Annotated in this window: 12 protein-coding genes and 1 riboswitch; all 12 genes read left to right on the top strand. The window is 45.1% G+C overall.

Annotated features, from left to right (window positions below; genetic code table 11):
• Positions 1 to 211: 211 nt before the first annotated feature.
• A complete protein-coding gene (gene sufC / locus CN378_RS00960; RefSeq protein WP_098350060.1) occupies positions 212 to 997 on the top strand; it encodes a Fe-S cluster assembly ATPase SufC in 786 nt (261 codons plus the stop codon).
• Between the two features lie 17 nt (positions 998 to 1,014).
• Entirely contained in the window at positions 1,015 to 2,325 is a 1,311-nt protein-coding gene (sufD, locus tag CN378_RS00965) for a Fe-S cluster assembly protein SufD (protein WP_098350061.1), read from the top strand.
• Entirely contained in the window at positions 2,325 to 3,554 is a 1,230-nt protein-coding gene (locus CN378_RS00970; RefSeq protein ID WP_098350062.1) for a cysteine desulfurase, read from the top strand. The genes sufD and CN378_RS00970 overlap by 1 nt, the downstream gene beginning before the upstream one ends.
• Complete coding sequence (gene sufU / locus CN378_RS00975) at positions 3,544 to 3,984, top strand: Fe-S cluster assembly sulfur transfer protein SufU (protein WP_098350063.1); 441 nt, start codon at positions 3,544 to 3,546, stop codon at positions 3,982 to 3,984. Before CN378_RS00970 ends, sufU begins: the two co-directional genes overlap by 11 nt.
• A 39-nt stretch (positions 3,985 to 4,023) precedes the next feature.
• Positions 4,024 to 5,421 carry a Fe-S cluster assembly protein SufB gene (sufB, locus tag CN378_RS00980; RefSeq protein WP_098350064.1) on the top strand — a complete coding sequence of 466 codons (1,398 nt, stop codon included), beginning with the start codon at positions 4,024 to 4,026 and terminating at the stop codon, positions 5,419 to 5,421.
• Between the two features lie 136 nt (positions 5,422 to 5,557).
• Positions 5,558 to 6,400 (top strand): DUF72 domain-containing protein, encoded by an 843-nt coding sequence (locus CN378_RS00985; protein WP_098350065.1) that lies wholly within the window; start codon positions 5,558 to 5,560, stop codon positions 6,398 to 6,400.
• 21 nt (positions 6,401 to 6,421) lie between these two features.
• Positions 6,422 to 7,246 carry a sulfite exporter TauE/SafE family protein gene (locus CN378_RS00990; protein ID WP_098350066.1) on the top strand — a complete coding sequence of 275 codons (825 nt, stop codon included), beginning with the start codon at positions 6,422 to 6,424 and terminating at the stop codon, positions 7,244 to 7,246.
• 28 nt (positions 7,247 to 7,274) lie between these two features.
• Complete coding sequence (locus CN378_RS00995) at positions 7,275 to 8,630, top strand: bifunctional metallophosphatase/5'-nucleotidase (RefSeq protein ID WP_098350067.1); 1,356 nt, start codon at positions 7,275 to 7,277, stop codon at positions 8,628 to 8,630.
• A gap of 52 nt (positions 8,631 to 8,682) precedes the next feature.
• Positions 8,683 to 8,985 carry a YunC family protein gene (locus CN378_RS01000; protein ID WP_098350068.1) on the top strand — a complete coding sequence of 101 codons (303 nt, stop codon included), beginning with the start codon at positions 8,683 to 8,685 and terminating at the stop codon, positions 8,983 to 8,985.
• Positions 8,986 to 9,285: 300 nt separating this feature from the next.
• Positions 9,286 to 10,320 carry an HD-GYP domain-containing protein gene (locus CN378_RS01005; RefSeq protein WP_306471823.1) on the top strand — a complete coding sequence of 345 codons (1,035 nt, stop codon included), beginning with the start codon at positions 9,286 to 9,288 and terminating at the stop codon, positions 10,318 to 10,320.
• 58 nt (positions 10,321 to 10,378) lie between these two features.
• On the top strand, positions 10,379 to 11,143 hold the full coding sequence (gene yunB / locus CN378_RS01010) for a sporulation protein YunB (RefSeq protein ID WP_098350070.1): 765 nt from the start codon (positions 10,379 to 10,381) through the stop codon (positions 11,141 to 11,143).
• 79 nt (positions 11,144 to 11,222) lie between these two features.
• A riboswitch (Lysine riboswitch) is annotated at positions 11,223 to 11,405 on the top strand.
• 114 nt (positions 11,406 to 11,519) lie between these two features.
• A complete protein-coding gene (locus tag CN378_RS01015; RefSeq protein ID WP_098350071.1) occupies positions 11,520 to 13,082 on the top strand; it encodes a Na+/H+ antiporter NhaC family protein in 1,563 nt (520 codons plus the stop codon).
• Positions 13,083 to 13,142: the final 60 nt, after the last annotated feature.

Genomic DNA, 13,142 nt, shown 5'->3' on the forward strand with positions numbered 1-13,142 from the left:
GCTTTAGAAAACGGCTCTTAGACAGCCTACATTTTCCCACCAGTTTTGGCCAACAATAGAAAGGGATTCTATTGTCCGGTTAACATGAACTGACAACTTGAAAAAGTTGATAATAGCTTTTATTTGTTATAAGATTGTAATGAGAATAAATTGAGAATGATTAAAGAATTATATTCTTAAATTCATTATAAAGTCACGGAGGTAAATACACATGGCAGGTTCTACTTTAACAATTAAAGATCTTCATGTTGAGATTGAAGGAAAGGAAATCCTGAAAGGGGTTAACCTTGAAATTAAAGGTGGAGAAATCCACGCGGTAATGGGACCAAACGGTACAGGTAAATCAACTTTATCTTCCGCAATCATGGGTCACCCGAAGTATGAAGTGACAAAAGGAAGCATCACGTTCGACGGTGAAGATGTCCTTGAGATGGAAGTGGATGAGCGCGCTCGCGTAGGTCTATTTCTTGCAATGCAATACCCAAGCGAAATCAGTGGTGTGACGAACGCGGACTTCTTACGTTCAGCGATCAACAGCCGTCGTGAGGAAGGCGAAGAAATTTCTCTTATGAAGTTCATCCGCAAAATGGATTCTGAAATGGAATATTTAGAAATGGATCCGGATATGGCTCAGCGTTACCTGAACGAAGGATTCTCAGGCGGAGAGAAAAAGCGCAACGAAATCCTTCAACTAATGATGATCCAACCTAAGATCGCTATCCTTGACGAGATTGATTCTGGTCTTGATATCGATGCTCTTAAAGTTGTTTCCAAAGGCATCAATAAAATGCGCGGAGAAGATTTCGGCTGCTTGATCATCACTCACTATCAGCGTCTTCTTAACTACATCACTCCTGATCATGTTCACGTTATGATGCAGGGACGCATCGTGAAATCAGGCGGCGAAGAATTAGCTCAACGCCTTGAAGCAGAAGGATATGATTGGATTAAAGAAGAGCTGGGAATCAAAGACGAAACTGTCGGCCAAGAAGCGTAAGTGTTAGGGGGATGAAAATGACTGTAGAAACGAAACTACCAGTAGATCAGGACTATGTCAGCTCCTACTCAAAACAACTTGGAGAGCCCGAATGGTTAACAACCCTTCGTACGGATGCCTTTGATAAAGTAAAGGATCTCAGCCTTCCAGTTGCAGATAAAACGAAGATCACAAATTGGAATTTCACTCAATTCCAGAAGCACACAGTGGAAAGTGATGCGTTTTCATCATTGAGCGAGCTGCCTGAAGAAGTAAAAGCATTAGTAGATGTAGAAAACAAAGATCAAAGCCTTTATATTCAACGAAATAATACACCTGCTTTTCTTTCTCTTTCAAATGAATTAAAAGACAACGGTGTTATTTTTACGGATATTTTTACGGCTGTGAAAGAACACAGTGAGCTTGTACAGAAGTACTTCATGACTGAAGGCGTGAAAACGGATGAGCATAAGCTGACAGCCCTTCACGCAGCATTGATGAATGGAGGAGCATTCCTTTACATTCCAAAGAATGTGGAACTCTCTCAACCGATTCAAGCGGTTTACGTTCACGATAATGCAGAAGTTGCTATGTTCAACCATGTATTGGTTGTCGCAGAAGATAATAGCTCTGTCACATATGTTGAAAATTATATCTCTACAGCTGATGTAGAGAACGGTGTATACAACATTGTCACTGAAGTGTTGGCAAACAATAATGCGAAAGTGGCATATGGTGCAGTGGATAATCTTTCAAGCGGTATCACGACATATGTGAATCGCCGTGGTGTGGCAGCAAGAGATGCACGCATCGAATGGGCTTTAGGATTAATGAACGACGGTGACACCGTTTCTGAAAACGTGACGAACCTGATGGGTGATGGCTCATATGGCGATACGAAAACCGTTGTGGTCGGACGTGGGAAACAAAAACAAAACTTCACAACGAAGGTTGTTCACTACGGTAAGAACTCTGAAGGATATATCCTTAAGCATGGTGTAATGAAAGACGAATCGTCTTCCATCTTCAACGGAATCGGTAAAATTGAACATGGAGCATCCAAGTCAAATGCAGAGCAGGAGTCACGGGTGTTAATGCTTAGCGAAAAAGCACGTGGAGACGCGAACCCTATCCTTCTAATTGACGAAGATGATGTAACTGCAGGTCACGCTGCATCTGTCGGCCGGGTAGATCCATTACAACTTTACTACCTTATGAGTCGCGGAATTCCACAGCACGAAGCAGAGCGCCTTGTCATTCACGGATTCCTAGCTCCAGTGGTAAAACAATTACCAATCGAAGGAGTCAAGAAGCAGCTTGTTGAGGTTATTGAAAGGAAAGTAAACTAATGGATGTAAAAGAGATTCGTAAACAATTTCCGATTCTCGACCAGGAAGTAAATGGCCATCCGCTGGTTTATCTAGATAGTGCCGCAACATCTCAAAAACCGGTTTCCGTGATTGAAGCGATGAATGATTATTATCGTGGATATAACTCCAACGTTCACCGCGGAGTGCATACCCTTGGAACGAGAGCGACGGATGGATATGAAGGGGCCCGTGAAAAGGTCCGTCATTTCATCAACGCATCTTCCACTCAAGAGGTGATTTTCACCCGTGGGACGACAACCGCGATCAACACCGTTGCAGCAAGCTACGGACGTGCGAACCTTGCCGAGGGTGACGAAATTGTGATCACACATATGGAGCATCACAGTAATATCATTCCTTGGCAGCAGTTAGCCAAAGAAACCGGTGCGACGTTAAAATACGTTCCACTTCAGGAAGATGGAACGATTGCGATTGAGGATGTAAAAGAAACCGTAACACCTCAGACGAAGATTGTCTCCATCATGATGGTTTCAAACGTACTCGGTACGATGAATCCGATCAAAGAAATTACCAGGATCGCCCATGAAAATGATGCCGTCATGGTTGTGGACGGAGCTCAGGCTGCTCCACATATGAAAATTGACGTACAAGATTTGGACTGCGATTTCTTCGCCTTCTCCGGTCATAAGATGGTAGGTCCTACCGGGATCGGGGTATTGTACGGCAAGAAAAAGCATCTGAACAATATGGAGCCGGTTGAATTCGGTGGAGAGATGATCGATTTTGTCGGACTTCAGGAATCCACTTGGAAAGAGCTTCCATGGAAATTCGAAGGAGGCACTCCGATCATTGCAGGAGCCATCGGGCTTGGAGCTGCCATCGATTTCCTTGAACAAGTCGGTCTTCATAACATTGAAGAGCATGAGCATAAGCTTGCCGCTTACGCTTTGGATAAGATGAATGAAGTAGAGGGTATGACCATTTTCGGACCAAGTGATCCCGGGCAGCGTGCCGGTCTTGTGACATTCAACATAGATGATGTTCATCCGCATGATGTAGCAACCGTGCTTGACGCAGAAGGGATTGCCGTACGCGCAGGCCATCACTGTGCACAGCCGCTGATGAAGTGGTTGAACGTATCGGCAACAGCTCGTGCAAGTTTCTATCTTTACAATACTGAAGAAGATATTGATAAACTGGTTGCCGGCCTGGTGAAGACAAAGGAGTTTTTCAGCGATGTCTTTTAATAATTTAGATCAGTTGTATCGACAAGTCATCATGGATCATTATAAGAATCCACGCAATAAAGGTTCTTTGGAGGATGGAAGCTTTACCATCGATATGAATAACCCTACGTGTGGCGACCGCATCCACCTGACCTTGAAGGTGGAAGACGGTGTCGTTCAGGATGCGAAGTTCGACGGGGAAGGCTGTTCAATCTCCATGGCTTCTGCTTCCATGATGACACAGGCGGTCAAGGGGAAAGAGATTGAAAAAGCCCTCAAGCTTTCCAAGATCTTCTCTGATATGATGCAAGGCAATGAATACGATGATGATGTGGATTTAGGAGATATAGAAGCATTACAAGGAGTCGCGAAATTCCCTGCCCGTATCAAATGTGCGACGTTGGCATGGAAAGCGATGGAAAAAGGAGTGTCAGAGGAAGAGCAGGACTAATGCTCTCCACTGGCCCTACCAAAGAATGGAGGAATCAACATGGCTAAGAAAGCGCCTGAGATCGGGGATTATAAATACGGATTCAGCGATAAAGACGTTTCCATTTTCCGCTCGAAACGTGGGTTGACGCGTGAAATCGTAGAAGAAATCTCCCGCATGAAAGAAGAACCTCAATGGATGCTTGATTTCCGTTTGAAATCACTTGAGCATTTTTATAATATGTCAATGCCTCAATGGGGCGGAGATATGCAGGAATTGAACTTTGATGAAATCACTTACTACGTGAAGCCATCTGAAAGATCCGAGCGCAGCTGGGACGAAGTACCTGAAGAAATCAAGCAAACGTTTGATAAATTAGGGATTCCGGAAGCTGAGCAAAAGTATCTTGCAGGGGTATCTGCACAGTATGAATCAGAGGTTGTATACCACAATATGCAATCGGATCTTGAAGATATGGGAATCGTATTCAAAGATACAGATTCCGCTCTTAAGGAAAATGAAGAGCTATTCCGTGAGCACTGGGCGAAGGTTATCCCTCCTACGGATAATAAATTCGCTGCCTTGAATTCAGCGGTATGGTCAGGTGGATCATTCATCTATGTTCCTAAAGGAGTAAAGGTGGATACACCACTTCAAGCATATTTCCGTATCAACTCTGAAAACATGGGTCAGTTCGAGCGTACCTTGATCATCGTTGATGAAGGCGCAAGTGTTCACTATGTCGAAGGTTGTACAGCACCGGTTTACACAACGAACTCACTTCACTCTGCAGTTGTTGAAATCATCATCAAGAAAGATGCTTACTGCCGTTATACGACGATTCAAAACTGGGCGAACAACGTGTTCAACCTGGTTACGAAACGTGCCGTATGTGAAGCGAATGCAACGATGGAATGGGTGGATGGAAACATCGGTTCAAAACTGACGATGAAATATCCAGCTGTCATCCTTAAGGGTGAAGGCGCTCGTGGTATGACACTATCCATTGCACTTGCAGGGAAAGGCCAGCACCAGGATGCCGGAGCGAAAATGATTCATTTGGCACCTAACACGTCTTCCACAATCGTTTCTAAGTCCATCTCCAAGCATGGTGGTAAAGTAACGTACCGTGGTATTGTACACTTTGGCCGTAAAGCGGAAGGTGCACGCTCAAACATCGAGTGTGACACGCTGATCATGGATAACCAATCGACTTCTGATACGATTCCTTACAATGAAATTCTGAACGATAACATTTCATTGGAACACGAAGCGAAGGTTTCGAAAGTATCGGAAGAACAATTATTCTATCTTATGAGCCGCGGTATTTCAGAGGAAGAAGCCACAGAAATGATCGTAATGGGCTTCATCGAGCCATTCACGAAAGAACTTCCAATGGAATATGCAGTTGAAATGAACCGTCTGATCAAGTTCGAAATGGAAGGTTCAATCGGATAATCCATCATTCACACTCTCCTGATGTTTCATCAGGGGAGTTTTTTTGCTTGAATATCCTTCATTCAATCCAAACATAAGAATTTCCATTTCCCTTATGATAAAATGGACATGTTCATAATAAAGAAGGTGAATGCGGATGATATACATAGGTGTTACAGGCTGGGGAGATCATGATACCCTTTATGAAAATGTTTCCCCAAGGGATAAGTTAAAAGAATACGGAGCCCACTTTCCCATCGTAGAGGTGGACACGACATTTTATGCAGTCCAGCCTATTCGGAATGCTGAAAAATGGGTAAAGGAAACACCAGCGGACTTTCAGTTCATCGTCAAAGCGTATCAGGGGATGACGGGGCATCAGCGGGGAGAGATCCCTTTTGAGACGAGGGAAGAGATGTTCGGTGCCTTTAAAGAATCCCTGGCTCCATACGTGAATGCAGGTAAGCTTGCGATGGTCCTTCTTCAATTTCCCCCCTGGTATGATTGTAAGAAGGAGCATGTCGCCTATATCCGGTACTGCAGGGAACAATTGAAGGGTTTTCCCCTGTCGCTGGAGTTCCGTCATCAAAGCTGGTTCCGGCCGGAATTTCGGGACAAGACATTGACGTTCATGAAAAAGGAAGGGTGGATCCACAGCATTTGTGATGAACCGCAGGCTGGGGAAGGATCTATCCCCCGGGTATTGGTGGCCACTCATAAGGAAGCCACCCTCATTCGCTTCCACGGCAGGAATCTGTACGGATGGAATAAACCGAATGGGGAAGATTGGCGGGAGGTCCGTTATTTATATCGCTATAATCATGCTGAGCTTACAGAATGGATCCCGCATATTCATCGCCTGCATGAAGAATCCAAGGATCTTTATATTCTTTTTAATAATAATTCAGGCGGGGACGCCGCTGATAATGCGAAAAAGCTGATTGAATTATTGGGGCTTGAGTATGAAGGGCTTGCACCTAAACAGCTGGATTTATTTTAGCCGACTGGAGATGAAAGATAGATGGAATGGTTTGTTCTTCTATTGATTGGACTTTTAGCAGGAACGATAGGATCCCTCGTTGGCTTAGGCGGGGGAGTGATCATCGTACCTGCCCTGATCTATTTTGGTACATACACAAACTTGATAGAAGGGATGAATCCCCAGACCGCGGTAGGTACTTCTTTAGTCATCATGATCTTCACGGGGTTATCATCTACTCTCGCGTATTTAAAGCACAAAACCGTCGATTATAAAAGCGGCTTGATCTTCTTTGCCGGGAGCGGACCTGGCTCCATCCTCGGGGCGTGGGTGAACAAAGGGTTGAATATGGAAAGCTTTAATATTTATTTCGGTATTTTTATCATCCTGGTCGCCGTCGTCCTGATGGTCCGGAACAAATTAAAGCCTATTGAAAAATTCAGGAATGCTTCTTTTCAAAGGGAATTTACCAATCCGGGCGGGGAAACCTTCCGTTACGGATATCCCCCAATTCTCGGGGCGGCCATTGCCTTTGTCGTCGGATTTACATCCGGCTTGTTCGGAATCGGTGGAGGATCATTGATGGTCCCAGCCATGATCCTGATTTTTCTTTTTCCGCCCCATGTGGCTGTGGCAACATCCATGTTTATGATTTTTTTATCGGCACTCGTGAGTTCGGGTACACATGTCCTGTTGGGGAATGTAAAATGGCTCTATGCACTGGCCCTCATTCCTGGAGCATGGATCGGGGCCAAGTTCGGGGCGTATATCAATACGAAGCTGGAATCGAATGTATTGGTGAGTGTTCTGCGAATTATTTTAATCGTCATTGGCCTTCGACTGATCTATCAAGGCGTGACAGGATAATATACCTCCAAGTAGGAGTGAACGGATTATGAGAGAAACCATTCATATATATCATACAAACGATCTGCACAGTCACTTTGAGCATTGGCCAAGAATCAGGGATTTTTTAAAGCTGAGAAAACAGCACCATGAGAATGAAGGAGAAACGGTGTATCTATTCGATATCGGGGATCATGTGGACAGGTGGCATCCATTGAGCGAAGCGACGTTGGGGAAAGGGAATGTCGATTTATTAAATGAAGCTGGATACGATGCTGTCACAATCGGAAATAATGAAGGAATCACATTGGATTATGATGATTTGAACAGCCTATATGACGAAGCCCGTTTCGATGTGATTGTAGGGAACCTGTTGGATTCTTCCTCCGAGCGTCCAGGTTGGGCGGATACACATCGGATTTATCATACCCACAGCGGGATGAAGATTGGTGTCATCGGATTGACTGCGTATTTCAAGCCCTTTTATAAAGCCCTCGGTTGGAACATTACCTCACCGATGGAGGAACTTGAGAAGCTGGTTCACTCCCTTCAAGGGAGCGTCGATATGATCATTCTCCTATCCCATTTAGGCATAAGGGATGACGAGATGATCGGGGAACGATTACCTGGGATCGATGTCGTACTCGGCGCCCATACCCATCATGTTTTACCCGAGGGGAAAGACGTGAACGGCACCATGCTCGGTGCTGCAGGGAAATATGGCCATTATGTCGGTCATATGATGATCGAGGTGGATACAGCCACAAAGCAGGTCACCGGGAAAAAAGCCCGTCTATATGGACAAGGGGAACTTCCGCCTGTAAAGGACGAGGAGAAGGAAAAAGTGGAATGGATCCGGAAGGGTGAGGAGCTGTTGCAGCAGGAAGTCACCCAGCTGACCCAATCCTTCCCTGTGGATTGGTTTCAAGCGTCGCCCCTGCCGAATTTGTTATGTGATGCTCTTGTCGACTGGTGTGGGGCTGATTGCGGTTTTCTAAATTCAGGCCTGCTCATAGATGGACTTCATGAAGGAGTGGTGACCAAGCAGGATTTACATCGCATCCTGCCCCACCCCATCAACCCCTGCCTGATCCGGATGAAGGGGGCTGAGCTGAAGGAAATCATCAAGCAGACCCGAAATGAGGACTGGCCACACCTGGAAGTGAAAGGACTCGGCTTCAGGGGAAAGGTGATGGGAAGGTTTGAGTATTCAAATATTCACTTCAAAGACAAAGATATCCTGATTGGGAACCGTCCGATCGAGCCAGGGAAAATATACAAGCTTGCCCTGCCGGATATGTTCACTTTCGGCCACTTCTTTCCAGACCTTCAAAGACTCGAGAAAAAGTACTTTATGCCAGAGTTTTTACGGGACGTTTTGGAGTGGAAATTTAAAAGTAAATAGGTCACCGTTTCTTCATTCATAACATACATATGAGTGAAGGGAGCGATGAACTATGATGAGTGTATCTCCAATCACCATTGGGGGACATACCTTTACAGCCATTTCTGTTGAACTTCCGAAAACCAATCTCCTCGTCGTGACGAGTGAAAAAGGATATATCATGTGTGGGGCACTTGATGTTGCGCTGCTGAATGAGAAGTTAAAGGACAGGGGAATTATCGCTGGAAGAGCGGTCGGTGTGAAAACCATTGATCAGCTCCTGGATGCGCCGCTGGAGTCCATCACCTATGAAGCTGCGAATCTCGGTATCCATACAGGGATGGCGGGCAGGGATGCGCTTCTGAAGATGATATAAAAGTTAAGAAAGACCAGTGCTCATTATTGAGTATCTGGTCTTTGTTTTAGGAAAGGGGAGAGAAGAGTATGACCTATCAAGTCATGTCCTGTAACCCCATTTCCTTCAATATTCTTTCATGAATATTTAACGAAATACACCTTGCAAGATCACTTTTATCCTTTATAATGGAGATACTAGGAAATTTTGTCGAAAAATGAAAGAATTACATAGGAGAATTCTATGAGGCTTATATCAACACGGGCTTTAAAACCCGGCATGGTTCTAGCTACAACGGTATATAATATGAGAGGTCAAGCTTTGATTCATGATAATGTTCCCATTACAGAACGCATGATTTCCAGGCTGCAGGAGCTTAGTATTCAATATGTCTATATTGAAGACTCTCTTTCCAGTGGAATCCATGTGAAAGGGACCGTTTCGAGTAAAGTGAGACAGCAGGCGGTCAATGATATAGAGAAGACCTTTAATCAATTAAGTGCATCGGATGCATCGCCCAGTGTCCTGATGATTGAAGACAGTGCCAAGCAATTGAAGCAGGTGATCGATGTCGTCCTGTCCGAAGTAAAGGCGAATCATGACCTTCTCACTATTTTGACAGACGTGTTTACATACGACTCCTATATTTTTCACCACTCATTTAATGTAACGTTATATACGCTGTCCATCGGCCTTGAACTCAAGCTGTCACAGAAGCAGCTGGAGCAGCTCGGGGTGGGAGCGATTTTGCATGATATCGGGAAGATGCTTGTGCCTGAAGAAATTCTTCTAAAGCCGGGGAAACTTACTGAAGATGAATTCTTTGAAATCAAGAAGCACTCGGAGCACGGCTTTGACATACTGAGGCAGCTTCATTCTGTGTCCCTGATCATCGCCCATTGTGCGTATCAGCATCATGAGAGGCTCGATGGCTCCGGTTATCCTCGGGGGATCAAGGGGGAAGACATTCATCCGTTTGCAAAGATCATCGCTGTCGCTGATGTATTTGACGCCATGACCTCAAATCGGGTGTATAGGAAAGCCATGCTCCCTCATCAGGCTTTAGAGGTATTGTATGCGGGATCAGGTTCACTATTCGATGCACAAGTAATTGAAGCCTTCCGGTCATCGGTGGCAATCTATCCAAATGGCATGATCGTAGAACTCAATGATGGACGGAAAGGGATCGTCACGGATCAAAATAAAGGGGGGACAGACCGGCCGGTCATCCGGATCATCGAAGAGGATGGCCAGGAACTGAATTCTCCTTATCCACTGGATTTAAGCAGGGAATTAGACAAGGTGATTACAGGCTTTGATCCGGATTATGAACCCCAATCTCTTAAGATTAAATAAATTTTTGCGTTAATCCCCTCTTACGGAGCATACAAATAGCTTGTAAGGGGGGATTTTTTTGTCAAAGTTCAAAACCTACAAACCCCGAAGAGGAGGTCCGCTGCCTTTTCGACACGTCATGATCATTACGTTTTTGTTCTTTATGATATCAACGGGATTCGGGTTATGGATCATTAACAAAGGGTTGAAACCGACGCTCCTTGCCTATGCCGAGACGCAAACGAGCAGGATCGGCACCCTGGTGATTAACAAAGCGATCAATAAGAAAATTGCCGACGTTCTGGATATTTCGGATATAACGGAAGAAGTGAAGAACCAGGAAGGCGATATCGTTTCCTTTAAATACAATACGCAGACCATCAACAGGGTCCAGGCAGAAATTACGAATCTGGTACAGCAGAACCTTCAGGAAGCAGAGGCAGGGAATATTGAGAATCTTGAGTTCCTCACCGAGGTGGAAATTGATGAAGGGAAGTCGAAAGCGTCAAAGGGAATTACCTATTCCGTACCTTTGGGTCAAGCGACGAACAACGTATTGCTCGGTAACCTGGGGCCGAAAATCCCGATCCGCTTTCATTCCATCGGTGATGTCCGTTCGGACGTGAAAACGACGGTAGAACAGTTCGGGATCAATAATGCGGTTGTGAAGGTATTTGTGGAGCTTGAAGTGAATGTGCAAATCATCATCCCGTTTGCAACGAAAACCGAAACCATCAAACAGGATATCCTGGTCGCAATGGGCACCGTCCACTTGGATGTACCGCAATTTTATAACAATGGTGGAGGGGAATCGAGTCCTTCCATTGAATTTCCCACAAATTAGTATGGAAAAAAAGTTGTCAAAAGAATGATAGTTTGTTATATTAATAAAGAAAATTTTATAACACACCACATCATCAGTCCGATGGGGTAGAGGCGCAGGGTTCAAGAGTAATCTGTTCGAGGATGACAACTGAGAAAACAGACGAAAGGGAATCTTTGCCGAAGTAAATATGCTTGTCGAAGGTGTATTTGCTGGGGTTGTCTTGAAGAAGGATAACACTGTCATTATAGGGAAATCTCTATAATGGGGAGCTACAGATCGTGATGGAGCACTTACGTTACTAACAAAGGTAATGATAGTTTCTCTATCGTTGCCTTTTTTTATATCCTCTGTCATGCTACGATGGTTCCCCCCTATCAAATAGGAGGAGGACACTATGGAAAACACGATTTACTCATTATTACCACCCCTTTTAGCCATACTTATGGTTATTCTCACAAGACGGGTTCTGCTTTCATTGGGAGTAGGAATCGTTGCGTCTGCCTTTCTGTTGGCAGATTTCTCAATACCCAAAACATTCAGCTTTATATGGGACGCCTTAAAAGGCATCTTTGTCGCAGACGGCGGGCTTAACACCTGGAATGTCTACATCATATTCTTCTTACTCATCCTTGGTGTGATCACCGCGTTTGTGAACATCTCAGGAGGCAGCCGCGCATTCGGTGAATGGGCGATGAAACGCGTGAAGACAAGGCAGGGCGCACAGCTTCTAGCTGCGGTATTAGGTATCATCATTTTTATTGACGACTATTTCAATGCGCTGGCTGTCGGACAGGTTGCGAGACCGATTACGGACCGCCACAGAATTTCACGTGCAAAATTAGCGTATATCATCGATTCAACATCTGCTCCGATCTGTGTTGTATCCCCGATTTCAAGCTGGGGGGCATACATCATCGGAATTATAGGCAGCATTCTTACGGCTCACAGTATCACGGAGTACACGGCGTTTTCAGCATTCATTCAAATGATTCCCATGAATCTTTATGTATGGGCGGCTGTCTTGCTTGTCATCATGGTTGCCTATAAAGGACTTGATTTCGGAAAAATGAAGGAGCATGAAGTACGTGCCCTTGAAACGGGAGATCTTTATGATCCTGGCAAAGAGATTCCCGGTGAATTGAAAAATGATCTTCCTGTCAGCTCAAAAGGATCGGTAGGAGACCTTGTATGGCCAATCGTGGCACTTGTGATCGGTACCGTATCCATGATGCTTTGGACTGGATATCAAGCGGTCGGATCATTTGACCTGTTACCGATTTTTGAAAACACGGATGTGACCAGATCATTATTATATGGTGGACTGTTCGGTCTTCTCATTGCCCTGATCTTCTTCCTTCGCCAAGTCAGCCTGAAAGGGATCGAAGGCAGTGCCATCGGGACAGCCGCAGTGGAAGGAATCAAGTCGATGCTTCCGGCTGTTTACATCCTGATCTTTGCATGGACGATCGTAACACTCATCGATCAACTGCAAACAGGAACATATCTTGCAGGACTCGTTGAACAATCAAACTTACCGATGCAGGCACTTCCGGTCATCTTATTCCTGGTTGCCGGAATCATGGCTTTCTCCACGGGAACATCATGGGGTTCATTCGGTATCCTACTTCCGATTGCAGGGGAAATTGCTGCTGCGACTGACGTCAGCATCTTACTTCCTGCCATGGCAGCGGTACTCGCCGGATCTGTGCTGGGTGATCACTGCTCACCGATCTCGGATACAACGATCCTTTCTTCTACAGGAGCGGGAAGCAATCATATCGATCACGTGATCACACAGCTTCCATATGCGGTCATCGGTGCGGTTGTAGCCGCAATCGGTTACCTTGTATTGGGCTTCACTGGAAGCACCATCCTGGGACTCGCGGTCGTTATCATCCTCATCCTTGCCTTCGCCTTTTTATTCGGTGAAAAAGCAAAACCTGCATCTGCGGAATAATTCATGAAAAACCAGAAGCTCTCCGGCTTCTGGTTTTTTTGTTGATTCTACCCTCTGATC

It is taken from the genome of Bacillus sp. AFS015802 (assembly GCF_002561455.1).
Taxonomy (GTDB): domain Bacteria; phylum Bacillota; class Bacilli; order Bacillales; family Bacillaceae_B; genus Rossellomorea.